Genomic DNA, 23937 nt, shown 5'->3' on the forward strand with positions numbered 1-23937 from the left:
GACGTGGTTTCTACTTGGGCTGTAACACCGAAGTGCCGACGTACGGCACCAGGGCTTCGGGGACCCGGACGCTGCCGTCGGGCTGCTGGTGGTTCTCCAGGATCGCCACCAGCCAGCGGGTGGTGGCGAGGGTGCCGTTGAGGGTGGCCGCCGTCTGCGGCTTGCCGTTCTCGTCGCGATAGCGGGTCGAGAGCCGCCGGGCCTGGAACGTGGTGCAGTTCGAGGTCGAGGTCAGCTCGCGGTAGGCCTGCTGCGTCGGCACCCACGCCTCGCAGTCGTACTTGCGCGCTGCCGACGAGCCGAGATCGCCTGCCGCGACGTCGATCACGCGGTAGGGCACCTCGATCATGGCCAGCATCTGACGCTGCCAGGCGAGCAGCTTCTGGTGCTCGGCCTCGGCGTCTTCGGGCTTGCAGTAGATGAAGGCCTCGACCTTGTCGAACTGGTGCACGCGGATGATGCCGCGGGTGTCCTTGCCGTAGCTGCCGGCTTCCCGGCGGAAGCACGACGACCAGCCGGCGTACCGCAGCGGCCCCTCGGACAGGTCGAGGATCTCGTCGGAGTGGTAACCGGCCAACGGCACCTCCGAGGTCCCGACGAGGTACATGTCGTCGGCTTCGAGGCGGTAGATCTCGTCGGCGTGCGCGCCCAGGAATCCGGTGCCGCGCATGATTTCTGGGCGCACCAGCACCGGCGGGATCATCAGGGTGAACCCGTTCTCGGTGGCCAGCCGGACGGCGAGCTGCAGCAGCCCGAGCTGCAGCAGGGCGCCCTGGCCCGTCAGGAAGTAGAACCGCGAGCCGGACACCTTGGCGCCGCGCTCCATGTCGAGCAGGCCGATGGCCTCGCCCAGTTCCAGGTGGTCCTTGGGGTGGTCGATGGCCGTCGGGGTGCCGACGATGTCCAGCACCTCGAAGTCGCTCTCGCCGCCGGCGGGCACGCCGTCGATGATGACGTTGCCGATCGCCATGTGCGCGGCGGTGAACGCCGCCTCCATCTCGGCCTGCCGGGCCTCGATGGCCTTGATCGCCGCGGAGAGTTCCTTGGCCTTCTCCAGCAGGGCTGGCCGCTCTTCGGCGGAGGCCGCACCGACGAGCTTGCTCGCCGCTTTCTGGTTGGCCCGCGCCGTGTCCGCCTCAGCGATGGCGGCGCGCCGGGCCGCATCTGCATCCAGCAGCGCATCCACGAGGCCAGGGTCTTCGCCACGGGACCGCTGCGACGCCCGCACCCGGTCTGGATCTTCGCGCAACAGCTTGAGGTCGATCACGGGCGTCAGACTACTTTTCTCACCGCGACCGTGGAATGTCGAGGGCCACTAGCCGGGCCCGGCCACAACCACATAACAGTACAACTGCAACTCTTGTCACAGCTCCAGCAGCGGCTGTCACAATAGAACCGATGTTGGACGCACCCGCGGCGGTCGAACTGGGACTGGACACACCCCCAGACGCGCCGAAGACGACGACCACCTGGCGACAACGCATGCACGGCATGCATGTCACCGGGACTCAACGTGCGCTCGTCCTCACCGCGCTCGGCGGACTGCTCATCGCCGGCGTCCTCACCGTCCTGCCCGAAGGCTCCCTCGGCCCGACGGGGCTCGGCTTCAGCACCGGCCGCGTCAACGCCGGCCGCGTCAGCGACACCCTCGACCACGCCAAGCCCGGCGACTGCCTGAACTGGCCGGAGCGCTCGCCGGACGCCGTCGAGATCGTCGACTGCAAGAACGAACACCGCTTCGAGGTCGCCGAGTCCCTGGACATGCGGACGTTCCCGGGCAGTGAATACGGCCCCAACGCGGCGCCGCCGTCGGACTCCCGGATCAAGCAGATCAGCCAGGAGCAGTGCCAGAACGCGGCGCGCGACTACCTCGGCCCGCGCTTCGACCCGAACGGCAAGTTCGCGGTGAGCCTGGTCTGGTCGGGCGACAAGGCCTGGAAGACCAAGGGACAGCGCCGCATGCTGTGCGGCCTGCAGCTGCTCGGCCCGAACAGCCAGCAGCTGGCCTACAAGGGCAAGGTCGCAGACGTCGACCAGTCGAAGGTGTGGCCGGCCGGCACCTGCCTCGGCATCGACCCGGCGACCAACCAGCCCATCGACATCCCGGTCGACTGCTCGGCGCCGCACGCCATGGAGGTCACCGGCGCGGTCAACCTGGCCGACAAGTACCACGACGTCATGCCCGCCGAGCCCGAGCAGCTGGGGTACATCAAGGACGCGTGCACCAAGGCCACCGACGCCTACCTGGCCCCGGTTCAGCTGCGGGGCACCACCCTGACCCTGATCTACAGCTCGATCGCGCTGCCCAGCTGGACGGCCGGCAGCCGGCAGGTGTCGTGCAGTATCGGCACGTCGCTCGGCAACGGCGGCTGGTCGACGCTGATCAACAGCGCCAAGGGACCGCTGATGGTCAACGGGCAGTCGCCCGTCGCGCCGCCGGCCATCCCGGAGGAACGGCTGAACCTCCCGCCGATCCCGGTCATCGAGCCGCCGGCGGACACGTCGTCGCAGGGCTCGTCGTCATCGTCGTCGTCGCAGGGTTCGCAGTCCGGTCAGTCCGATCAGTCCGGGCAGAACCAGCGCGGCCAGCAGACCTCGCAGACGCCGCAGGGCAACCAGCACATGCCGGGCCAGCCCGACACCTCGAACCAGCACGGAAACACCACCCCCGGTACGCCTCAACAGCAGCAGGGCAACACCTTCCTCAACGGTCCGCCGCCCGCTCCGCCGGTGCCCGGCAGCGGCGCTCCCCTGGAGGGTCCGATCGAGGACGAGCCCGCCGCGCCGGCGGCACCGGCCGGACCGGTGGGCGCGGGTGCGCCGCCTGGACCGGCCGCGCCGGCACCCGCTCCGTAGCCATGCCGGTACGCATGGGGCAGCAGCGGTTCGAGGAGCTGGTGTCCGACGCGCTCGATCTCATCCCGCCCCGGCTCGCCGCGGCGCTCGACAACGTCGTGGTGCTGGTGCAGCCGCGCAATCCGGACGACCCCGACATCCTCGGGCTGTACGAAGGGGTCGCGCTGACCGAGCGCGATTCCTTCTACGCGGGCGCGCTGCCCGACACCATCTCGATCTACCGCGATGCCCTGCTCGACATGTGCGACTCCGAGGAGCAGGTCGTCGATGAGGTCGCCATCACGGTGATCCACGAGATCGCCCACCACTTCGGCATCGACGACGAGCGATTGCACGAGCTGGGCTGGGGCTGAGCAGCGCGGCACCGCGAATTTGTCGGACCGCGGTGTTACAACAGAGTCCATGAGCACCGCCTGCCGCAACTGCGTGGACGGGTTGGCGCACTGCCACGGCACGGTCATCGTGCACGCCGGTCTGCCGGCCGAATGCACCGACGAGACGTGCGCGCTACCCGAGTCCGAGCATGCCCTGCGCATCGATTGCGACGTGGTCGCGTGCGGCTGCGCACAACCCGCGGTGGGCCTGCGCGCGGCGGGGTAGTCAGCCCATCGGGTCAGGCGCCGGCGGCGCCTCGGGGTCGTGCCCCGGGTAGAACGGCGGCAGCACCGAGCCCCACTGCACGCAGCTCCACCGGCCGTCGGTGATCGGGCTCAGTACCACGCACTCGGCATTGACCAGGTGATGCTCCGACGCGAAATCGGCGTCCACACCGGCCAGTTGGGCGGCCACCAGCCGGATGGCCGCACCGTGGCTCACCACCAGGATGTCGCCCGCCCACTCGTGGTCGTCCAGGTACCGCACCCGCAGGTGCGTCAGCACCGGCAGAAACCGGTCCAGCACCTCGAGACCGGTCTCGCCGCCCGGCATGGCGACATCGAGGGTGCCGCGCTGCCACTCGTCGTAGATGGCGTCGAACTGCGCGATGGCGTCGGCGTCACTCCGGTCTTCCAGGTCGCCCACCTGCACCTCGTGGATGCCGTGGACCTCGACCGGGTCCAGTCCCAGGCCGTCGGCGATGGCAGCGGCCGTCTGCACGGCCCGCTCCGCCACCGAATGCACCACCAGGCCAACGGGATGCGCCCAGTCGATCCCGAAATCGCGGGCCTGCTGATGACCGAGTTGCGTCAGCGGCGCCCCCGGCGGCCGGGTGTCCAACCGTTTGGCGACGTTCGCCTCCGACTGCCCGTGCCGCACCAATACCAAGCGCCCGCTCATCCGCGGTTCCCCTCTCTCAACCCCGCCAACCACTGTGTCGCCTCATCGGTGACCGGCGGCGCCGCACCGGCGGCCACCCCGGTCGGCCACGACCCCAGGTACCGCACCTCGGCCACTCGCCGGTGCAGCGCCTTCAGCGCCTCGGCGACCGGTACGTCGTCGATGTGCCCGACGCAGTCCAGGAAGAAGATGTAGGTGCCCAATTCCGTTCTGGTGGGCCGAGATTCGATGCGGGTCAGATCGATGTCCCGGATCGAGAACTCGGTCATCGCGGACACCAGGGCGCCCGGTTCGTTGCGCAGCCGCAGCACGACGGACGTGCGGTCGGCACCGGTGCGCGGCGGCGGTGGGCCGGGACGGCCGACCAGCACGAAACGCGTTCTGGCATTGGGTTCGTCGACCACGCCGTCGGCCAGCGAATCCAGCCCCCACCGCACGGCGGCCAGCGCGGTGCTCACCCCGGCATCCACCAGACCTTCGGAAACCTGCTGCGCCGCACCGGCATTCGAGATCGCGGGCACCAGGGTCGCGTGCGGCAGCCGTTCAGCGAGCCAGCGGCGCACCTGGGCCGCGGCCACTGGGAAGGCCGCGACGGTCGACACCGCGTCGGCGGCCACTCCCGGACGGACGACGATGCTGAACGAGACGTCGAGCGTGTGCTCGGCGAAAATCTGCACTCCACTGCCGGACGACAGGCTGTCCATGGTCGGCAGCACCGAACCCTCGATGGAGTTCTCGATCGGCACGCACGCGTAATCCGCGGCCCCCATGCGAACGGCTTCCACCGCCGCGCTCGAACTATCACAGGCGATCGGTTCGAAATCCGGGTCGCCGGCGACCAGCTGCAGCATGGCCGCTTCAGTGAAAGTGCCTTGCGGCCCGAGATAGGCGATGCGTGCCACGCCGCAACCCTACTGGCTGCCCGCCTGCCAGAGCCCGCGACGCGGGCCTTTCGATAGGCCTTGCGTCAACACCCGTCGATAGTTAACTTAGGCTTACCTCACTTACTAGCGAAGGCGGGACATGCGCGACCTCACGACGACAATCGCAGCACCGACCACGGCCGAACGTGTCCGCAGCGCGTGCACCCGGGCCGCCGACGCGACGCTGGCCGCCGACGGCGTCACCCCGACGACCACACCGGTGCACCACCTGCTGGCCGACGGCTCCGTCATCCTGACCGTGCCCGCCGCCGGACTGCTCGCCGCCACCGTCACCGCCGCCGGAGCCGGCGGGGTCGCCGCCATGTTGGAGCTGACCGACCTGGCCGCCCTGCCGCTGCGCGAACGCGTACGCTCCCTGGTCTGGTTCCGCGGCCGCCTCTACGACGTACCCGCGGCACGGGTCCCGGCCATGCTCGACCTGGTCGCCTCCGAGAACCCGCATCCCGCATTGCTCCAGGTGAATGGCGCCGGCCACGATGAAACCGACACACCGTACGTGTTGGTCCGTCTCGAGATCGAGTCCGTCGTGGTGGCCGACGCCACCGGCGCCGAATCGGTGCCCGTCGGCGCACTCCTGGACGCTCGTCCCGATCCGTTCTGCGCCATGGAATCGCACTGGGTGCAACACATGGAAAGCGCACACCGCGACATGGTCGACCGGCTCGCCAGCCGACTGCCGATCACCCTGCGCCACGGCCACGTGCGCCCGCTGGGCCTGGACCGCTACGGCGTACAGCTGCGCATCGAACGCGAAGACGGCGACCACGACGTCCGGCTGCCGTTCAGCAAGCCCGTCGACGACGTCACCGGCCTCAGCCAGGCCATCCGCACGCTGATGGGCTGCCCGTTCCTCAACGGGCTGCGCGCGCGCAAGCTCTGAACGCACCGATGAGCCGCTTGCGCGAAGAGCATCAGCCAAGCGCGGTTACCGTTGCTGCGATGACCGGACCGCAGCAGGACCACGAACGACGCGCACTGCGCATCGAGGTCGCCGTGGTGCTCGCGGTGACGTTCGGGCTGTCGGCCTACACGGCCGTGGTCAGCCTGGCCGAGGCCGTCATCCTCGGGCTGTCCGGGCAGAAGGTGGCGCTCAACCACCGTCGCTCCCCGATCGACTTCATCGACTTCCTGCTCAATCTCAGTCCGGTCTTCACCCTGGTCGGCTGGGGCGCCCTGGCCCTGTATCTGTTGTGGCGCACCGGCTTCCGGCCCGCGGCGATCGGGCTTGGTCGCTTCCGGTGGCGCCCCGATCTGCTGGGCGGCCTGGGACTCGCCGCGCTGATCGGCCTGCCCGGACTCGGGCTGTACGTGGCCGGCCGGGCCCTGGGCATCGGCGTCGACGTCGTGCCGAGCACCCTCGGCGACACCTGGTGGCGCATTCCGGTGCTGCTGCTCATGGCGTTCGCGAACGCCTGGGCCGAGGAGATCATCGTCGTCGGATTCCTGCTGACCCGATTGCGCCAATTGGATGTCTCCGCGACCAAGTCGCTGGCGCTGTCGGCGCTGCTGCGCGGCTGCTATCACCTGTACCAGGGGTTCGGCGCCGGACTCGGGAACATCGTGATGGGGCTGGTGTTCGGGTACACCTGGCGGCGCACCGGCCGGTTGTGGCCGCTGATCATCGGGCACGGCGTGATCGACACGGTGGCATTCGTCGGCTACGCATTGGCGGCGCGCCATCTGGGCTGGCTGCACTCACCCTAATTCCGCCAACGCCAACCAAGGCTTACCTTTATTTCCATTCAGCAATTCGAATTTGAATATATTGCGCCCGTCACACCGGGTAAGGATATCCTTTCCTGAATTAGGTTGACCTTGCATGACAAGGGCCTTTGACCTGCATTATCTTGAATTCCATGACCGAAGTGACGCGCCTCGAGACGAAATTCCACCAACTCCTCCAGGAACAGATCCGGAGCGAATTCGGCGCCTCTCAGCAATACATTGCGGTCGCTGTTTACTTCGATGGAGAAGACCTCCCGCAGCTGGCCAAGCACTTCTATGCGCAGGCCGTCGAGGAGCGCAATCACGCCATGATGCTGGTGAAGTATCTGCTCGACCGCGACATCGAGGTCGAGATTCCCGGCGTCGACCCGGTGCGCAACGCCTTCACGTCGCCGACCGACGCCCTCAAGCTCGCCCTGGCGCAGGAACGCGTCGTCACCGAGCAGATCAGCCGGCTGGCCAGCGTGGCCCGCGAAGAAGGCGACTACCTCGGCGAGCAGTTCATGCAGTGGTTCCTCAAGGAGCAGGTCGAAGAGGTCGCGACCATCACCACGCTGGTGAAGATCGCCGACCGGGCCGGCGACAACCTGTTCAACCTCGAGGATTTCGTCGCCCGCGAACTCGCCGGTGCCGGCGCCGTCGACCCGACCGCTCCCGAAGCCGCCGGCGGCAATCTCTAGCCTTCGGCGTCCTGGCCGGCGTCCCGGCCCGCGCCGGTCAGCCCGTTCTGCAACCAGTCCTTGGTTCGGCCCGGGTGATTGGTGGCGATCCAGCCGACGCCGAGATCCGCGCAGTAGCGCACGTCCTCGTAGTGGTCGACGGTCCAGCAGTACAGCGCACGCCCGTGCGCGGCGGCGTGGTCGACCAGTTCGGGATGCTCACGCAGCGTCGTGATCGACGGCCCCACCGCCGTCGCGCCGACGGTCGTCGCCGCGCTGCCACCCAGGTACCGCGACGTCTCGCCGAGTAACACCGTCGGCAGCATCGGCGCGGCGCGGCGGATCCGCCATACCGCGGCGGCCGAGAACGAGATCACCACGGCGCGAGCGAGATCCGCGGAGGCCGGCGCGGCGATGCCGTACCGGTGCAGCAGGGCAAGCACCTTGCTCTCGACCAGCGCGCCGTACCGCACCGGATGCTTGGTCTCGATGAACAGCTTCACCGGGCGGGCCCAGTCCAGCGCGAGCCGGATCAGCTCGTCGAGGGTGAGCAGGCCGGCCGAACTCTGACCGCCGTCGGTCCGGCTCGAATGCCATGCGCCGTAATCCAATTCGCGAAGCTGCGCCAGGCTCATCTCGCTCACCAGCCCGGTGCCATTGGACGTGCGATCCACCTTGCGGTCGTGCACACACACCAGGTGCCCGTCGCGGGTCAGCCGGACATCGCATTCGAGGCCGTCCGCGCCCTGGCTCAGGGCCAGCTGATAGGCCGCCAGCGTGTGCTCGGGCCGCTCGGCCGACGCGCCACGGTGTGCCACCACGAATGGGTGACCGAGTGTGCCGTCCTGCCCGTCCGAGGCCATGGTCCTATGCTGCCGGTTCCTCCGGTGCGGCCTCAACCGGAACGGACGAATCCGCGGCCGATGCCTCCGCTTTCCCGACGCTTTCCTCGGCGCCCGCGACGACCCAGCGCCGTGCGGGTGCGTCGGCCTGCGTCCGCTCGAAGGCGTGATAGACGCGCAGGACCATCGCCAGCGCCAGCATGCCCATCAGGTACGCGATGATCGTCACCTCGGTGCTGTCGGCGATGCCCTGCGGATCGGTCGCGAACATGCCCCAGATGGACCACGCGACGACGAGACCGGAAACGGCCCAGATCGCCCACCAGATGCCGATCGGGCGACGCAACGTGTTCATGCGGTTCTCGGCCGTCGCCATCTCGGTGACGAACACCGGCGCGAGGAACATGTTCACCACCGGGACGAGGCAGCCCACCCACAGCACCCAGCGGCGGCGTGGCTCGGAAGTGCCCGCCCGGTGATAGGCCGCCGAGCGGCGGGCGATCAGCCAGTTGGTGAACACGATGGCCATCGCCAGCACCGTGAACAACGCGACGACGCTCGCCGCGACGCCGAGCCAACTGCCCGCGATCGCGACCCACGGATTGAGCAGCACGGTGCGGTTGATCAGCAGCAGGATGTAGCGCACGACGTGCATCAGCGCCGCGGCCCCGAGCGCGATCATCGTGACGGCCGCGACCGTCTGCACCACCGCGGTCGACGGTCCGCGATGCGATGCGTCCGGCCCAACGGCTTGCCCAGGGTCCTGTTCGGTGAACTCGTCGGTCAGGCCCCAGCGCGGGATGTGGTCGTAATGGGGCGTCGGCCCCAACGGCGGTTGGTGCCGACGCGGCTTCGGCGCCGGGCCGGGCCGCACCGCGATCCAGCGGTATCCGCGCGCCGACTTCGCCTGCCCGGCGGCCGGCAGCTGCGCGACGGGCGCCAACAGCGGACCGCGGCAGCGCGGGCACCACTGGCGCTGGCGATCACGCACGTTCCAACGCGTCGAGCACCGGGAACAGACCTGGATCACGGGACCAGCCTACGGGCCGTCAGACGGCGCCGGGGGCGCCGTCGTCGGTGACGATGGCGCGGCCGGACCCGGCCCAGGCCAGCATCCCGCCGCTGACGTTCGTCGGTTCGAACCCGTTGCGCGCCAGGTAGTGCGAGACCTTCAGCGATCGGCCACCGGCGTGGCAGATGACGTACAGCGTGGCGTCACCGTCGATCTCGCCCAATCGGGCAGGCACCTCGCTCATCGGGATGTGCTGCGCCCCGGAGGCATGGCCACGGGCCCACTCGTCGTCTTCGCGTACGTCGAGCAGGACCGCGGTCGAGTCGAACTCGGCGGGCAACTGATCGACGTCAATCTCTGGCACGTGCACATCGTCCATGGGTACATGCTGGCACGGCCAGCACTTGCGCCACCACGGCACGCCACCACAGCAATCGCCGAACTATCCACAGTTTCCACAGGTTCATCCACAGGGCGCCGGCCCGCCCGCGGATGCCCGTACCGGCAGTAGCGCGCCAAACCCGTAATTGACTGGGGATAAACGAGTGGCCGCTCGACCCGATTGATCAACAGGCCGACACGCGGACTGAGCGAAAAAGCTTGTCGAGCTAAGTACTTTTGGGGCCGCGGACCCGACCCGCCGCCGATGGCGCCCGATTTCCCCGCCCCGCCGGCAAATGGTTATGATCGGCGTCACAACATCCGGTTGTGACAATCCTCACTCCGCTCGAAATCGGGAACCCAGGATTGTTCTGGCAGGTCAGGGAGCATGCAATGGCGGCACATCCGTTGCGTCCAGGTTCGGGCGCATCGCCGGAGTGGCATTCCGCTTTCCCATCCCGCACCAACAGTCAACTGGTCGCCTGCATCCGCGCCGGCATCATTGCACTGGTCCTGCTGCTGGTGCTTGTTCTGATCGTTCTGGTCTAAAGCCCCAACGGGCATCGATCCCACCCCTGTTACGGGGGTGTCCTTGCGGTGCGCGCAGCGATGGAGCAATGTGGTCTCGGATCTGTGGACGAACCCCGACTAGGGTCGTTGATCCCGCACGCGATCATCTAAGGAAGGAATCCTGTGGCTGAGTACACCTTGCCGGAACTGGACTACGACTACGGCGCTCTGGAGCCGCACATCTCCGGTCAGATCAACGAAATCCACCACAGCAAGCACCACGCGGCCTACGTCAAGGGCGTCAACGATGCGGTGGCCAAGCTCGAGGAGGCGCGGGCCGGAGACGACCACGCCGCGATCTTCCTGAACGAGAAGAACCTGGCCTTCCACCTCGGCGGCCACGTCAACCACTCGATCTGGTGGAAGAACCTGTCCCCCAACGGTGGCGACAAGCCGACGGGCGAGCTCGCACAGGCGATCGACGATCAGTTCGGTTCGTTCGACAAGTTCCGCGCGCAGTTCACCGCGGCCGCCAACGGCCTGCAGGGCTCGGGCTGGGCAGTGCTCGGCTACGACAGCCTCGGCGGCCGGCTGCTGACCTTCCAGCTGTACGACCAGCAGGCCAACGTGCCGCTCGGCATCATCCCGCTGCTGCAGGTCGACATGTGGGAGCACGCCTTCTACCTGCAGTACAAGAACGTCAAGGCGGACTACGTCAAGGCCTTCTGGAACGTCGTCAACTGGGCCGACGTGCAGGAGCGCTTCGCCGCCGCCACCACGAAGACCAATGGTCTGATCTTCGGCTGATCTCGCGTTTGAAGGGCAACGGGGCGTCGCGCTTGCGCGGCGCCCCGTTCTCGTTACCACCGGAACTTCGGCTGCGCGAGCCGAAATCCACTTTCGGCTCACGTGACACTTCTGGCACTCGGGCACTCTTGCGTGCTAACCCGCCACTGCCGCACCCTGGAACCAGCGATCCACTGTCGTATCGATGGATTGTTGTTTGAGCACCCGGAGGCAGCCATGGACAGCGGGTCTGGTCAAGCGGTCGAAATTGCCCCGTTCCATTCCGGCGGCGCACTGAAGGGGTTCGTGGTCTCCGGGCGGTGGCCGGATTCCACCAAGGAATGGGCCCAGCTACTGATGGTCGCCGTGCGGGTGGCCTCACTGCCCGGCTTGCTGGCAACCACCACCATCTTCGGGGCGCGCGAAGAACTTCCAGAACATCCACAGCCGGGAACGGTCGGCCTGGTTCTCGCCGAAGGCCCCGTTGTTGGCGAAGCCGCGGTGCCACCCGGATACTTCGCCGACCACCAGCCGACGGCACTGCTGATGCTCCATCCGCCCGCCGAGACGACACCTTCCCTCCCGGAGTGCCGCGGTGCCGCATCCGGCTGCCTGCTCCTACCCGGACTTCCTTACCTGGGACTCGACCACCGGGCCGCCTGGGTTGAAGCCGAAGCGGACGGCACCATCACATCGATGGTCAGCAGGGTCGGCGTGGACCCCATCAGCCACCCCGATACCGCGATTCTCGCGATGCTGCTTGCCGCCTAACCCAACAGTGGGTTAACAGCAAAGAAGTACGCATTCTTGCTGCGTCGGCGCCATGCCGCCCAGCGCACTCGACCAGCAGCGCGGGCGGTTGCCACGTCCTGCCGTCATGGTTAATGGCCGGTAGGCTAACGGCAAACACTTAGGACGATTCCGACCGCACTGCCCCCGGATTGCTGAATCGTCCACCACCCGACAGAGACTGCGGTGCGACGCGCAGCCGAGGTCCGGGCAAAATAGCACACGCGTCAAAATTTGCCTCCTCCGACTGCAGGCAGGCCCTGAGATCCGCGCTTAGAATCCCTGTTCGGAGGCCTTTAGGCCGACAAATTTGGTAGCTGGATCGAGTTTTCCGTGGTTTGCACTTGGCTCCCGGCGCAACTCTCGCTACGATAGTCAGCAAATAGTGACACTGACGCCTAGAGATATCGTTAAGTGGAGGAAGAACCGATGAGCATGACGTTCGCCGCTCGGCTGAACCGGCTGTTTGACACCGTCTACCCGCCAGGACGCGGTGCACACACATCTGCCGAGGTCATCGCTGCACTCAAGGCCGAAGGTGTGACCATGTCCGCCCCGTACCTGTCGCAGCTGCGTTCGGGCAACCGGACCAACCCGTCCGTCGCGACCATGGCCGCGCTTGCCAACTTCTTCAGGATCAAGCCGGCCTACTTCACCGACGACGAGTACTACGAGAAGCTCGACCGGGAGCTGACCTGGCTCGCCAACATGCGCGATGAGGGCATCCGCCGCATTGCCGCTCGTACCGTCGGCCTGTCCCCGGAAGCCAAGAAGGACATCGCCGACAAGGTCGACGAGCTGCGTCGCCAAGAGAACCTCGACAGCTAATCCGGTTAGCCCGACCGGGCTAGACCACATTACGACCAGCGGATTCCGTTAATCCGCTGGTCGTACTGCTTTAACCCGACTTACCGGCGCCTTGGCGGCCGCTCCGGTCGCGTCAGCCTTACCCTGCTGCTCCAGCGCGCGGAACTCCGCGGCAATCGCCAGAATCCACTCCCGATCCGAATACGTCGCGGGCTGCCTCAGCCAGCTCGGCCCGGGAAACTTCGTGCGCGACGCGCCCTTCGGCCGGTCGCTGCGACCGTCGTAGATCCAGCTGGCCACCCGCCGTGCCTGTGCCTCGGGCGCGACGTCGACGCGTTGACTGCCCCCTGCGCCGCCACCGTCCAGCACGGCGGTGGCCTCCAGGTACAGCGCGTCCGAAATCAGCGACATCTGCTCGGCAACCCGAAACAACAGTGGCCCGCGCGGGCGCACGCCGATCCCGATGTTCGGGTGCCGGCGACTCAACTCAGCAAGCAGCGGCGCGATGGTCCGCAGCTCCCGCCGGGCCCCGAACCAGTCCTCGACGCTGGGCAACAGCGAGCCACTGGCCACCACCAGCATGGCGCAGCCGAGGATCGTCGCTGCCGCGCCGACTCCGACCAGCTGGGTGCTGCCCACGGCGCGCAGCAGAATGAAAGCACTGGCCAGCACGATCAGCACGATGCCGATGCTGAAGACGAACAAGGCCCGGCCCCGCCGGGTCCGGTTGGAGTTACGCACCCCGGCCCAGGCGACCAGCGTCAGCGCCAACAGCACGTACAGCAACGGCAGCAGCCACGACAGCGAGTTGCCGCCCGAACCGAGATTCCGGCGCAGGTACTCCTCCGGCGCCATCTCGGGCTGCCGCGGGGTCAGGAAGAACAGCACCAGCGTGAGCACCGCGATGGCCGCGGCGACGCTGTACTGGGCCATGGCGATGCGCCGGATCGCCAACGGTTTACGGCTCGAGGACGCCGAGGTGATCATGACGCAACTGCCGGCGGCACAGGCGATCAGCGCCACCTGGCTGAGCATGCTGGACACGTTCGGCCAGTGCAGGATGGTGTCGAGCAGCAGTGTGAGCGGCTCCCAGTTCAGCGCCGCGACCAAGCCCAGGCTGCCGAGTGCGACGATCATCGCTGCGCTGACGAGCGACTGTTTGTTGACCAGTGCCCAACCGATACGAAGGCCGGTCGCCAGGCCGAGCAGGCCGGCGATTACCCAGATGATCAACCAAACGCCTCGCCGAGACGGATCTGGACGATCGAGGACCGGTCAGAGGGCAGACGACCCAGCCGGTGGATCAGCAGCGCGGCGAAGTCCTCGGCTTCCTGTTCGGCTTCCTCGCCGGCCGGCCCCATGCAACCGGTCCGCTGATTCAGCATGTAACCGATGAGATCGGAACTCGCCAGCTCCATGGAGTCCCGGGCGGCCTCGACAACGGAGACGCCGTCATGGCCGAGAACGAGGTGGCCGAGTTCGTGGGCGAGGGTCCGGTCACCGGCCGGGAGCCCCTTCTGCAAGAGGAACACATCGCGGTCGTTGTACTGGCGCCACTGTCCGCACACACCGGCGGGCAGGTCGGCCATGGTCACCTCGATGGGGCGGCCACGGTCCTCACTGACCGCGTCGACGAGACGGGCGAGTGAGACCTCACCACGTCGCGGGGCAAGATCCAGCACCGAATTGACTGCGCGTGTGACGCGGCGGCTCGCGGGCATGCCGAACCCCCTTTCACTGCGATTGGCACGGTTGCCATCAATTGTGCCGCAGACCCGTTCTGTCAGGTCATAAATCGCGCAGTGCCGCTGCGGCGGACCACGTGACCAGCGCGCGCTTGCCGGTACCCGACCAGCCCACCGGCGCCCGTCAGGATGAGGATGCCGGTGAAGCCGGGGACGGCCACCGCCGCCACCTCACTGAGACCGGCCGCGCGCAGGTAGTCAGGATATCCGGCGCGGAATGCGGGTTCGGCGACGATCTCGTTCTTTGTGCCGAAAGTGGTCGGTTGCGGTGACCGCACCGCCGGAACTTCGGCCGGTGCGCTGACGACGACCGGGCTGTCCAGTTTCAGCGCGGGAAATGCCGGCGTATCCAGCACGGGCGCCACCGGCAGGCTCCCCGTCGGCACGGGCATGCGGTTCGGGCGTCCGAGATTCATGCCCGGCACGACTTGCTCGCTCAGCATCGAAATCGACGTCTGCATGAACGGCAGCGACGTCGCGGCGTCGAGCGTGGCGTTGGTGAGCCCTGCGACGAAGTCATAGACCGGCTCGATGTGGGCGAGGACGAAAACCGGAATCGCGGCGAGCTGCGCCAGCACCGGGATGTTCGACATGTCGGGCAGCTGCGGGAGCTGATCCCACCGCGGCAACCGCGGTACCAGTGCCGCCAGCGGGATCTTCGTCAGGTCCACGCCCTGCACGGCGCCGGTCGGCGACGTGTGGACCGCCGCGGACGGCAGGGAGAACGTCAGACCACCCAGGTTGATGGTGGTCGTCGCGGCGGCCGGCTTCGGTTTGGCCGGGGTCTTGGTGGGCGACGTCGGCGACGCGGGACTTGCCGAGCCGCTGCCTGGGCTGACACCGCCCGGAGCGGGCAGACCGGGCAGGTGCGGAAGCGCCGGCAGGCCAGGAAGTCCGGGCAGGCTCGGCAGGCTGGGGAGCTTGATACCGGGGAGGCTGATGCCGGGGAGGTGGATGGCGGTGGCAGGCGCCGGGCCCGACGCGCCAGCCGGTTCCGGTTGGCTCGTCCCGCCCGTTGCGGCGGGCGCGGTGGTGCCGGTGGTCGTTCCGGTTTCCGTCTGTTGCGTCGACGAGCCGGCCGACGGCTGATGTTCGCCAGCGGCCGGGTTTGATGTTCCAGATTCCTCGGATCGACCCGGCGAAGTTGCATTGTTTTGTTTGCTGGAAGGATTGCTTTCGGACGTATTCTTGCCCGATTCACCGGTATTGCCGGGGCCGTGAACGCCGGCTTCGGAACCGCCCTTGGCAACGCCGCCCGATGCGCCGCGCTTATCTGTTTTCGCGCCCGAACCGGTACTACCGGTCGACGGCGTCTGCGACTGGCCGTCCGTCGGCTTGGTCGGCCGCCCAGGGGCCTTGTGCCCGCCACCAGCGGTTGAGCTGCCGCCGGGCTTGTCGGCGTGGTGCGAAGCTCCGCCACTGTGGTCACTCGAGCCACTACCGGAAGCTGCAGAGTCAGCGAAGGCGTTTGCACCGCCCATGCCAGCGATCAACAGCCCAGATGCCGTCAGAGCGGCAGCTGTAGCTATTCGTTGGCGTGGCGCCATCGTCCCCTCCGCTTTCATGGCATCGAAAACCCGCTCTGCTGAATTCTGAATAATTGTCGCACAACTGCCCGACTTTGTTTGCTGGATAAAGTAGTCAGAAATGTGGGAAATTCCACCTTTGAATTGCGGCGTAATTCGACCTGCGACCCGGTGCCCGATTCCAGCCCACGGACGATAAGGTGGCGTCACCATCGCAGCAAGATCGTGCACACGTGTCGAGACGACCGGGAGGTCAGCCGGAATGGGCCTGTTCAAGCGACGCAAGAGCCGGGCAACCCGCCGCGCCGAGGCGAAGGCGATCAAGGCGAAGGCAAAACTCGAAGCGCGGCTGTCTGCCAAGAACGAGGCCCGGCGCATCAAGGCGGACGGCCGCCGGCAAACCAAGCGGGACCGGGCCGGCGTCAAGGCCCAGCGCGACAGCGACAAAGTGGCACTCAAAGTTGCTGAAACCCGGCTGCAAGCAGTCCGCGAAGGCAAGCTGCTCTCGCCGACCAAGATTCGCCGGCTGTTGATGGTGTCGCGAATCCTCGCGCCTGTCGTCGTGCCGGTGGCCTACCGGGCGGCGATCTCCGCGCGCGGAGTCATCGACCAACGCCGCGCGGACCAGCTGGGCGTTCCGCTGAGCCAGATCGGGCAGTTCTCCGGCACCGGCGGCGCGCTGTCCGCTCGGATCGCCGGCGCAGAGCGCTCGCTGCGCCAGGTGGCCGAGAACAAGCCCAAGGACGCCGAGACCAAGCAGTTCGTGACGACGCTGACGGGCAAGCTGGCGGACCTCTCTGCCGCGGTGACTGCGGCGGAGAACATGCCGGCCCCGCAGCGACGGACCGCGCACGCCGCCATCGACAACCAGCTCAACGGCATCGACGCAGACGTCCTGGCCCGCCTCGGGGTGTCCTGACCGCTCGGAGGAGCACCCGTATGGCAGACGAGCAGAACTCCCCCGACGAGTCGCAGCCCAGCGTTCCGGCGAATCAGACGCCGGCCAACAAGACTCCCGCCAAGAAAGCGCCGGCGAAGAAGGCCGCTGCCAAGAAGGTGCCCGCCAAAAAGGTGCCGGCGAAGAAGACTCCCGCCAAGAAGGCCGCGACCACCGCCCCGGCCAAGAAGGCCCCCGCAAAGAAGGCCCCCGCAAAGAAGGCTCCGCCGAAGGTCGCGCCACCGGCACCGCCGGCTCCCGAATCTGCGGCCCCCCAACTCCCGGTCCCCGAACCGCCGGCGCCCGTCGAAGCGGCACCTGCCGCACTGCCCGTCCTCACGCTGGCTCCGCCCGTTCCCCAGCGTTCCGGGGTGCCGGCGGCCGCGGTGATCGCCGCGGCTGTGCTGGCCCTGCTCCTCGTGCTGCTGGTCCGACGCCGCGCCGCCGACTGACAGCGCCCCTGAGATAATCGGCGGGTGACCATCGAACCCCGCGCCACCGCTGACCTCGTCGACGAGATCTATCCCGATGTCCGCAGCTGCGATCTGCAGTTGCAGAACTACGGCGGTCGGACCATGTTCGCCGGCCGGATCACCACGGTGAAGTGCTTCCAGGACAACGCCCTGCTCAAGTCGATCCTGTCGACGCCGGGCGACGGCGGCGTCCTGGTGGTCGACGGCGACGGATCATTGCACACCGCCCTCGTCGGCGACATCATCGCCGGCCTCGCCCACGACAACGGTTGGTCGGGCGTCATCGTCAACGGCCCGGTGCGCGACGCTTCGACGCTGCGCACCATCGACGTCGGCATCAAGGCGCTGGGCACCAACCCCCGCAAGGGCACCAAGACCGGAGCGGGCGACCGCGACGTCGAGGTGACCTTCGGCGGCGTCACCTTCGTCCCCGGCGACATCGCCTACTGCGACGAGGACGGCATCGTCGTCGTCACCCCGTAATCACGAACAAACGCAAACTGCCCCTTCTCGTTCGAGAAGGGGCAGTTTGCGTCTGCTGGGCAGCGAACTAAACGTTCACGGCCACACGGTGTTTGGTGAACTGCAGGGACTGCTCGTCGACCTTGCCGTACCGGATGGTCCGCATGTCGAAGAAGTAGTTCTGCTTCAGCTTCCACGGCGCTTCCGAACCCGACTTGGGCAGGCTGTCCATGGCCCGCTTGAAGTAGCCGGGGGTGAAGTCCATGAACGGCAGTTCGTCGACGCTGCCGCCGGGGTGCTGCGGCTCGACGCGGTCAAAACCGTTGGCGTCCATGTAGTTCAGCACGCGGCAGATGAACTCGGACACCAGGTCGGCCTTGAGCGTCCAGGACGCATTGGTGTACCCGAAGGTGATCGCCATGTTCGGCACGCCCGAGAGCATGAGGCCCTTGTAGGTCATGCAGCCGGGCAGGTCGATCGGCTCACCGTTGCGGTGCGCGGTCGCGCCACCGAACAGCTGCATGTTCAAACCCGTTGCGGTGACGATGATGTCGGCCTGCAGCTCCTCGCCGGAGGCAAGCTTGATGCCGTTCTCGGTGAAGGTCTCGATGGTGTCGGTGACGACGCCGGCCTTGCCCGAGCGGATGGCCTTGAACAGATCGCCGTTGGGCGCCAAGCAGACTCGCTCGTCCCACGGGTTGTAGCGCGGGCTGAAGTGCTTGTCGTAGTCGAAGCCTTCGGGCAGCCGGCGCTCAGCCATCTGGCGCAGCGCCTTCTTGAACACGGCCGGGAACTTGCGGGCGAGCTGGTACTGGCCGGTGCTGTAACCGATCTGCTTCCAGCGGTTCACGAAGTGCGCCAAGTGCTTCGGCAGGAACTTGTTGGTCTGCTTGGCCACCGGGTCCTCCAGCGGCAGCGCGCCGATGTAGGTGGGCGAGCGCTGCAGCATGGTCACGTGACCGACGCCGCCGTTCACCAGCGACGGGATCAGCGTGACGGCCGTGGCGCCGGAACCGATCACGACGACGTTCTTGCCGGTGTAGTCCAGGTCCTCGGGCCAGTGCTGCGGGTGGATGACCTGTCCCTTGAAGTCGGCGGCGCCGGGGAACTCGGGCGAGTAGCCCTGGTCGTAGTTGTAGTAGCCGCTGCACACCGACAGGAACGACGCGGTGATCTGCTTGGCTTCGCCGCCGGCCACGATGTCGATGGTCCAGCGGTTGTCGGCGTCCGACCAGTCCACCGAGGTGACCTGCTGACCCGTGCGGATGTGCTGCCGAATGCCGTTCTCGTCGGCGGCCTCATTGATGTAGTTCCAGATCGACTCGCCGTCGGCGATCGACTTGGCGGACTCCCACGGCTTGAACCGGAAGCCGAGGGTGAACATGTCGGAGTCCGAGCGGATGCCGGGGTACTTGAACAGGTCCCAGGTGCCACCGATGTTCTCCCGACGTTCCAGGATCACGTAGCTCTTGGTGGGGCAGCGGTCCTGGAGATGCCAGGCGGTGCTGATGCCGGAGATGCCGGCGCCGACGATGACAACATCGAAGTGTTCGATCATGGTACCGACGGTATCAACACGGTGTTGAGTCGGTCAACAATGTGTTGAAAAGTTCGACAAACTGTTAGGCTCAGCTGCATGAGTACCGCCGCACAGACCCGGACACCCCGGGGCAGACGCGCGGCTCGACCCTCGGGCGACGACCGCGAAGCGGCCATCCTGGCCACCGCGACCACCCTGCTGCAACAGCGCTCCTTCGCCGAGATTTCCGTCGACGACCTGGCCAAAGGCGCCGGCATCTCGCGGCCGACGTTCTACTTCTACTTCTCGTCCAAGGAAGCGGTGCTGCTGTCGCTGCTCGATCCGCTGATCAAGCGGGCCGACACCGGCTTCGACGGCGCGCTCGAAGACATGCCGGCCGACCCCAGGGAGGCCATCCGGCACGGCATCGAGATCTTCTTCAGCTCGTTCGGCTCCCACCCGGCCACCGCCCGGGCCGGCGTCGAAGCGGTCCGAACTGTTCCCGAATTCCGCGAGGTCTGGGCCGGCCTCATGCAAAAGTGGATCAACCTGACCGCCGCCCTGATCACCGCGGAGCGCACGCGCGGCGCTGCGCCCGAGACCCTGCCCGCCCGGGACCTGGCTACCTCGCTGAACCTGATGAACGAGCGCATGATCATGGCCACCCTGGCCGGCGAGCCCGGGGCCGTCGCTCACGACGACGTCGTGAACACCCTCACCCACATCTGGCTGAGCAGCATCTACAGCAGCTGACCTACCGCATATCGAACGTCTGTGCGAACATATGTTCGTGTCGGACGCCGAAGCAGCTGCGATCCTGCATGCCGACCTCGACTCGTTCTACGCCTCGGTCGAGCAGCGGGACGATCCCGCACTGCGTGGTCGACCGGTGATCGTCGGCGCCGGTGTCGTGCTCGCCGCGAGCTATGAGGCCAAGGCGTTCGGCGTCCGCACCGCGATGGGCGGGCATCAGGCCCGCAGCCTGTGTCCGCAGGCCATCGTCGTGCCGCCCCGGATGTCGGCCTACTCGGCAGCCAGCAAGGCGGTGTTCGAGGTCTTTCACGACACCACCCCGCTGGTCGAGCCGCTTTCGGTCGACGAGGCCTTCCTCGACGTCAGCGGCCTCGGCCGGGTGTCGGGCACCCCGGTCCAGATCGGCGCGGCGCTGCGCGACGCGGTCCGCGAGCGCGTCGGGCTGCCGATCACCGTCGGCATCGCCCGCACCAAGTTCCTGGCCAAGGTCGCGAGCCGGGAAGCCAAGCCAGACGGACTGCTGCTGGTGCCGCCGGATCGTGAGCTCGCGTTTTTGCATCCGCTGCCGGTGCAGCACCTGTGGGGCGTCGGGGCGAAGACGGCGGAGAAACTCCGGGAACACGGTGTCGAAACCGTCGCCGACGTCGCGGCCCTGACCGAGTCGGCGCTGGGCGCCATGGTCGGCGCAGGCATGGGACGCCAACTGTTCGCGCTGTCGCACAACATCGACCGCAGGCGGGTGACGACGGGCGTCCGGCGCCGTTCGGTCGGCGCTCAGCGGGCGGTGGGACGGCGCGGAAACACGATGTCCGACAACGAGATCGACGCCATGGTGATCAACCTGATCGACCGCATCACCCGCCGCATGCGCGGCAGCGGCCGGACCGGACGCACGGTGGTCCTGCGCCTGCGGTTCGACGACTACAGTCGCGCCACCCGCTCGCACACCATGCGTCGCGCAACGGCGTCGACCGAGGAAATCCTCACGGCCGCACGCGGATTGGTGGCCGCCGCGGGGCCGATGCTCACCGAGCGCGGGCTGACCCTGCTGGGATTCTCGGTGTCGAATGTCGACACCGGCGGCACCGAACAGCTCGAGCTGCCGTTCGACGGTGAGCCCGACACCGCCGCGGTGGACTGCGCCGTCGATCTGGTGCGGCAGAAGTTCGGCAATGCGTGCCTGACCCGCGGTGTGCTCGTCGGAGCGGACCCGGGCTGGGAGATGCCGATGCTGCCGGAATAGCGAGGGGCGACGCGGTGTTGCGGGGGTCATGCCGAGAAACCTGACCAAAGCAGAACGCGAACAGTTCCTCGCCGACAAGCACGTAGCGGTGCTGTCCGTGGCCGCCGAAGACGGCCGGCCGCCGTCGAGTGTCCCCATCTGGTACGACTACACCCCTGACGGGTTGATCCGGATCAACACCGGGGCCGGCAGTCGCAAGGCCAAGCTGATCGAGCAGGCGGGCGTGGTCTCCCTCGTGGTCCAGCGGGAAGAGCCGCCCTACCAGTACGTGATCGTCGAGGGCTCGGTCATCGAGACCGCCACCCCCGCACCGGAGGACGCGCGTGAAGAAATCGCGGTCCGCTATCTGGGTGAAGAGGCCGGGCGCGAGTTCGTCCGCTCGATGGCAGGCGTTGCCACCGTCCTGTTCACCGTCCGTCCCGACCGGTGGCTCACCGCCGATTTCTCTGACGAGGTCTGACCGGCTGACACCGACGGCCCGCTAACCCACGCGGTACGTCCACCCTGCTTCGGCGACGCACTGCTGGATCGGGATCTTGATGTCGTCGGTGGTGATCAAGTGGTGCATGCAGTTCGAGTTGCCTGACCAGAACAGCTGCAGGTCGCCGGTGTCGTGGCACTCGATCCACTGACCCTCGGCGTCTTGTCGCCATTCGACCAGGTGATCCACCGCGTGTAGGAGTCGGGCCTCGGCATCCAGCCTCAGGTGAATCTGGAAGGTCAGTGTCACCGCAAGGTCTTCGAGCACCTGTCGCCAGTCCGGGTCGTCGGACTTCCATTCGGCCACCAGGTCGACGCCCTCCGGTGCGCCGTCGCGGATCAACCATGGGCGCGCCGGGCTGTTCAGCTGCAGCAGGCAGTCGTGGAGTGTCACTTGCCGGGGATGAGTTCGATGCTGAGGCCGATGTCGGACCCTCGGATGTCGGCGACTCTCACCGTTGCCCGCCGACTCGTCGCGCCGGTGACGACGGTGCAGGACTGGGCCGCGCCCACCGTGGCCTCTAGGCCGCCATCGCAGACCACGGAGTCGATGTTCGATGTGGTTTTGAGGCTGAGTTTGGCCTTGACCGCAGCCTCCAGCTTCTCTTTCGGCATGGTGGTCGCCTGATTGCCGACGTGGACGGAGCACGAAGCCAGGATGCCCACCGCCGCCGCGAGTGCCGCGGCCCACCGCGTCTTCGATCGACCGATCATGTCGAGCTCCCTCGGCTCAGAGTTGTGCAACCACGAAACCCGATAGCAGCACCAGGAACCCGCCGACCTCACCGAGGATCAGCGCCACCATGCCGGCGTGCAGACCGCCGCTCGGGTGCTCGAACTGATTGGTGGTGTCCTGCCGAAATCCGTGCTGGATGTACGCGGCGATCGCGATCACGAAGAAGAACACCAAAACCATTGCGGCCGTGAGGTTCACCCACATCGGCCAGGCAGAGAGCTGCACGAACACGGCGACCAGCAACGTGGAGAACGAGTACAGCAGCGCGGCCCGGTGCGCGATGTCGACGTAGGGGTGCGCCAGATGATCCGGGTTGACGGCCATCTGCCGGTACTTCCAGATGCCGAGGATCAGGGCCAGCAGGAAGATCAGGCCGGCCGCGAAGATCGTGACGACGGTGGCGGTACCGAGAACCATGGGTTCGACGCTACGCGGTCCACGCGAGCAGGCGCTCGACCGGCCAGGTGTTGACGATCCGCTCCTGTGGCACACCGGCATCCAGTGCGCGCTGCGCTCCATAGCCCAGGAAGTCCAGCTGGCCGGGCGCATGGGCATCGGTGTCGATCGAGAACAGACACCCAGTGTCCAATGCCTGATTCAGCAGCCGGGTCGGCGGGTCCCGCCGTTCGGGACGCGAATTGATCTCCACCGCAACATCATTGGCGGCACATGCCGCGAACACCGCGGCCGCGTCGAACTTTGATTCGGGCCGGGTGCCGCGCGATCCTTCGACCAGACGGCCGGTGCAGTGGCCCAGCACGTTCGCCCGACCACCGGACACCGCGCGGACCATGCGTCGGGTCATTGCGGCGGCGTCCATGGACAACTTCGAGTGCACGCTGGCCACCACCACGTCGAGCCGCTCCAACAGCTCGGGTTCCTGGTCCAGCGAACCGTCGTCGAGGATGTCGACCTCGATGCCAACGAGGATCCGCATCGGTGCGAACCGTTCCCGGATTTCGTCGATGACGTCCAGCTGCTGACGGAGCCGGTCTGCACTCAGACCGTTGGCCACGGTCAGCCGCGGCGAGTGGTCGGTGAGTGCACAGTACTCGTGGCCCAAACGTTGTGCGGTAGCCATCATTTCGCTGATCGGCGCCGATCCGTCGGACCAGTTGGAGTGCAGGTGCAGATCCCCCTTCAGTGCCGTACGCAGCGCTCCCCCACCCAAATCGGCTGCCGCAGTGCGAAGTTGGAGGAGTGCTTCGGGCTCACGGCCCGCCCACGCCTGGGCGATCACCGCGGCGGTCTTGGGTCCGACGCCGGCAAGTGTCTGCCAGCCGTTGGTCCGGCCCAGCTTCTCGCGTTGTTCGGGAGTCAGCGCCTCCACCACGTCCGCGGCTTTGCGATATGCCATGACGCGGCGGGATTCCTCACGCGCACGATCCTTGTAGAAGGCGATCTCTCGCAGCGCGGCCACCGGGTCCATGGGTCCAGTCTGCCAACGCGTCAAGGAAACTCACAGGAATTAGTCGAC

30 protein-coding genes are annotated in these 23937 nt (G+C 67.2%); 16 read left to right on the top strand and 14 right to left on the bottom strand.

All coding sequences use genetic code 11. The annotated features are described in order from the left end of the window. Nucleotides 1-10: 10 nt before the first annotated feature. Complete coding sequence (gene serS, locus AC1U2B_RS04150) at nt 11-1267, bottom strand: serine--tRNA ligase (protein WP_480215795.1); 1257 nt, start codon at nt 1265-1267, stop codon at nt 11-13. A gap of 122 nt (nt 1268-1389) precedes the next feature. Here serS and AC1U2B_RS04155 point away from each other — a divergent pair, with 122 nt between their 5' ends. Genes AC1U2B_RS04155 through AC1U2B_RS04165 form a run of 3 tightly spaced genes read left to right on the top strand, consistent with a single transcriptional unit; the run spans nt 1390 to nt 3456 of the window. Continuing rightward, the gene (locus AC1U2B_RS04155; protein ID WP_480216055.1) at nt 1390-2856 is read left to right on the top strand and encodes a septum formation family protein; all 1467 of its coding nucleotides are present in this window, start codon (nt 1390-1392) and stop codon (nt 2854-2856) included. 2 nt (nt 2857-2858) lie between these two features. Further along, nucleotides 2859-3209: a metallopeptidase family protein gene (locus AC1U2B_RS04160; protein ID WP_043402495.1), complete on the top strand. Its 351-nt coding sequence runs from the start codon at nt 2859-2861 to the stop codon at nt 3207-3209. Nucleotides 3210-3258: 49 nt separating this feature from the next. After that, entirely contained in the window at nt 3259-3456 is a 198-nt protein-coding gene (locus AC1U2B_RS04165; RefSeq protein ID WP_480215796.1) for a hypothetical protein, read from the top strand. On the opposite strand, the gene AC1U2B_RS04170 is transcribed toward AC1U2B_RS04165, so the two are convergent. Then, nucleotides 3457-4131: a histidine phosphatase family protein gene (locus tag AC1U2B_RS04170; protein WP_480215797.1), complete on the bottom strand. Its 675-nt coding sequence runs from the start codon at nt 4129-4131 to the stop codon at nt 3457-3459. Next, entirely contained in the window at nt 4128-5033 is a 906-nt protein-coding gene (pheA, locus tag AC1U2B_RS04175) for a prephenate dehydratase (RefSeq protein ID WP_260972117.1), read from the bottom strand. Before pheA ends, AC1U2B_RS04170 begins: the two co-directional genes overlap by 4 nt. A gap of 121 nt (nt 5034-5154) precedes the next feature. Here pheA and AC1U2B_RS04180 point away from each other — a divergent pair, with 121 nt between their 5' ends. The 3 genes from AC1U2B_RS04180 (at nt 5155) to AC1U2B_RS04190 (ending at nt 7480) form a co-directional block, all read left to right on the top strand. Continuing rightward, nucleotides 5155-5955: a DUF2470 domain-containing protein gene (locus tag AC1U2B_RS04180; RefSeq protein WP_260972118.1), complete on the top strand. Its 801-nt coding sequence runs from the start codon at nt 5155-5157 to the stop codon at nt 5953-5955. Between the two features lie 59 nt (nt 5956-6014). Next, complete coding sequence (locus tag AC1U2B_RS04185) at nt 6015-6779, top strand: CPBP family intramembrane glutamic endopeptidase (protein WP_480215798.1); 765 nt, start codon at nt 6015-6017, stop codon at nt 6777-6779. Between the two features lie 152 nt (nt 6780-6931). Beyond that, nucleotides 6932-7480 (top strand): ferritin, encoded by a 549-nt coding sequence (locus AC1U2B_RS04190; protein WP_043402482.1) that lies wholly within the window; start codon nt 6932-6934, stop codon nt 7478-7480. On the opposite strand, the gene AC1U2B_RS04195 is transcribed toward AC1U2B_RS04190, so the two are convergent. Genes AC1U2B_RS04195 through AC1U2B_RS04205 form a run of 3 tightly spaced genes read right to left on the bottom strand, consistent with a single transcriptional unit; the run spans nt 7477 to nt 9692 of the window. Next, nucleotides 7477-8322 (bottom strand): glycerophosphodiester phosphodiesterase, encoded by an 846-nt coding sequence (locus AC1U2B_RS04195; RefSeq protein WP_480215799.1) that lies wholly within the window; start codon nt 8320-8322, stop codon nt 7477-7479. The two genes, AC1U2B_RS04190 and AC1U2B_RS04195, sit on opposite strands and share 4 nt — an antisense overlap. A 4-nt stretch (nt 8323-8326) precedes the next feature. Continuing rightward, a complete protein-coding gene (locus AC1U2B_RS04200) occupies nt 8327-9292 on the bottom strand; it encodes a DUF4328 domain-containing protein (RefSeq protein ID WP_480215800.1) in 966 nt (321 codons plus the stop codon). Nucleotides 9293-9350: 58 nt separating this feature from the next. Next, the gene (locus AC1U2B_RS04205) at nt 9351-9692 is read right to left on the bottom strand and encodes a rhodanese-like domain-containing protein (protein ID WP_043402475.1); all 342 of its coding nucleotides are present in this window, start codon (nt 9690-9692) and stop codon (nt 9351-9353) included. 329 nt (nt 9693-10021) lie between these two features. On the opposite strand from AC1U2B_RS04205, the gene AC1U2B_RS04210 reads away from it, so the two are divergent. From AC1U2B_RS04210 to AC1U2B_RS04225, 4 genes are all read left to right on the top strand, one after another. Continuing rightward, the gene (locus tag AC1U2B_RS04210; RefSeq protein WP_131630721.1) at nt 10022-10243 is read left to right on the top strand and encodes a hypothetical protein; all 222 of its coding nucleotides are present in this window, start codon (nt 10022-10024) and stop codon (nt 10241-10243) included. A 144-nt stretch (nt 10244-10387) separates the two neighbouring features. Beyond that, nucleotides 10388-11011: a superoxide dismutase gene (locus AC1U2B_RS04215; protein WP_043402473.1), complete on the top strand. Its 624-nt coding sequence runs from the start codon at nt 10388-10390 to the stop codon at nt 11009-11011. A 216-nt stretch (nt 11012-11227) separates the two neighbouring features. After that, nucleotides 11228-11761, top strand: coding sequence for a peptidase (locus AC1U2B_RS04220; RefSeq protein ID WP_260935301.1), 534 nt, complete (start codon nt 11228-11230; stop codon nt 11759-11761). Nucleotides 11762-12208: 447 nt separating this feature from the next. Continuing rightward, entirely contained in the window at nt 12209-12607 is a 399-nt protein-coding gene (locus AC1U2B_RS04225) for a helix-turn-helix domain-containing protein (protein WP_043402926.1), read from the top strand. Nucleotides 12608-12655: 48 nt separating this feature from the next. On the opposite strand, the gene AC1U2B_RS04230 is transcribed toward AC1U2B_RS04225, so the two are convergent. The 3 genes from AC1U2B_RS04230 to AC1U2B_RS04240 all read right to left on the bottom strand — a co-directional run bounded on the left by AC1U2B_RS04230 (nt 12656) and on the right by AC1U2B_RS04240 (nt 15812). Continuing rightward, a complete protein-coding gene (locus AC1U2B_RS04230; RefSeq protein WP_480215801.1) occupies nt 12656-13819 on the bottom strand; it encodes a hypothetical protein in 1164 nt (387 codons plus the stop codon). Then, nucleotides 13816-14307: an ImmA/IrrE family metallo-endopeptidase gene (locus AC1U2B_RS04235; RefSeq protein ID WP_043402463.1), complete on the bottom strand. Its 492-nt coding sequence runs from the start codon at nt 14305-14307 to the stop codon at nt 13816-13818. Before AC1U2B_RS04235 ends, AC1U2B_RS04230 begins: the two co-directional genes overlap by 4 nt. 62 nt (nt 14308-14369) lie before the next feature. Further along, nucleotides 14370-15812 carry a hypothetical protein gene (locus AC1U2B_RS04240; protein ID WP_480215802.1) on the bottom strand — a complete coding sequence of 481 codons (1443 nt, stop codon included), beginning with the start codon at nt 15810-15812 and terminating at the stop codon, nt 14370-14372. 307 nt (nt 15813-16119) lie between these two features. On the opposite strand from AC1U2B_RS04240, the gene AC1U2B_RS04245 reads away from it, so the two are divergent. The 3 genes from AC1U2B_RS04245 to rraA are packed head-to-tail and all read left to right on the top strand — an operon-like array spanning nt 16120 to nt 17750. After that, nucleotides 16120-16776 (top strand): DUF6474 family protein, encoded by a 657-nt coding sequence (locus tag AC1U2B_RS04245; protein ID WP_043402454.1) that lies wholly within the window; start codon nt 16120-16122, stop codon nt 16774-16776. Nucleotides 16777-16796: 20 nt separating this feature from the next. Beyond that, complete coding sequence (locus tag AC1U2B_RS04250) at nt 16797-17246, top strand: histone H1-like repetitive region-containing protein (protein WP_480215803.1); 450 nt, start codon at nt 16797-16799, stop codon at nt 17244-17246. 24 nt (nt 17247-17270) lie between these two features. Further along, a complete protein-coding gene (gene rraA / locus AC1U2B_RS04255) occupies nt 17271-17750 on the top strand; it encodes a ribonuclease E activity regulator RraA (RefSeq protein ID WP_043402448.1) in 480 nt (159 codons plus the stop codon). A gap of 67 nt (nt 17751-17817) precedes the next feature. Here rraA and AC1U2B_RS04260 read toward each other — a convergent pair whose 3' ends face one another. Beyond that, nucleotides 17818-19287, bottom strand: coding sequence for a flavin-containing monooxygenase (locus AC1U2B_RS04260; RefSeq protein WP_480215804.1), 1470 nt, complete (start codon nt 19285-19287; stop codon nt 17818-17820). Nucleotides 19288-19365: 78 nt separating this feature from the next. On the opposite strand from AC1U2B_RS04260, the gene AC1U2B_RS04265 reads away from it, so the two are divergent. From AC1U2B_RS04265 to AC1U2B_RS04275, 3 genes are read left to right on the top strand one after another with little or no spacing between them, the layout of a single operon-like run. Further along, entirely contained in the window at nt 19366-20001 is a 636-nt protein-coding gene (locus AC1U2B_RS04265) for a TetR/AcrR family transcriptional regulator (protein ID WP_480215805.1), read from the top strand. Nucleotides 20002-20032: 31 nt separating this feature from the next. Continuing rightward, nucleotides 20033-21244, top strand: a complete 1212-nt coding sequence (gene dinB, locus AC1U2B_RS04270) for a DNA polymerase IV (protein ID WP_480215806.1) — start codon at nt 20033-20035, stop codon at nt 21242-21244. A 28-nt stretch (nt 21245-21272) separates the two neighbouring features. Beyond that, on the top strand, nt 21273-21704 hold the full coding sequence (locus tag AC1U2B_RS04275) for a pyridoxamine 5'-phosphate oxidase family protein (RefSeq protein WP_480215807.1): 432 nt from the start codon (nt 21273-21275) through the stop codon (nt 21702-21704). Nucleotides 21705-21725: 21 nt separating this feature from the next. On the opposite strand, the gene AC1U2B_RS04280 is transcribed toward AC1U2B_RS04275, so the two are convergent. Genes AC1U2B_RS04280 through AC1U2B_RS04295 form a run of 4 tightly spaced genes read right to left on the bottom strand, consistent with a single transcriptional unit; the run spans nt 21726 to nt 23889 of the window. Further along, complete coding sequence (locus AC1U2B_RS04280; RefSeq protein ID WP_480215808.1) at nt 21726-22118, bottom strand: hypothetical protein; 393 nt, start codon at nt 22116-22118, stop codon at nt 21726-21728. Beyond that, the gene (locus AC1U2B_RS04285) at nt 22115-22438 is read right to left on the bottom strand and encodes a DUF4333 domain-containing protein (protein WP_480215809.1); all 324 of its coding nucleotides are present in this window, start codon (nt 22436-22438) and stop codon (nt 22115-22117) included. Before AC1U2B_RS04285 ends, AC1U2B_RS04280 begins: the two co-directional genes overlap by 4 nt. 16 nt (nt 22439-22454) lie before the next feature. Then, nucleotides 22455-22877, bottom strand: a complete 423-nt coding sequence (locus AC1U2B_RS04290; protein WP_480215810.1) for a hypothetical protein — start codon at nt 22875-22877, stop codon at nt 22455-22457. Nucleotides 22878-22887: 10 nt separating this feature from the next. After that, complete coding sequence (locus AC1U2B_RS04295) at nt 22888-23889, bottom strand: PHP domain-containing protein (protein WP_480215811.1); 1002 nt, start codon at nt 23887-23889, stop codon at nt 22888-22890. Nucleotides 23890-23937 lie beyond the last annotated feature (48 nt).

Source organism: Mycolicibacterium sp. P4_G11 (assembly GCF_056555145.1).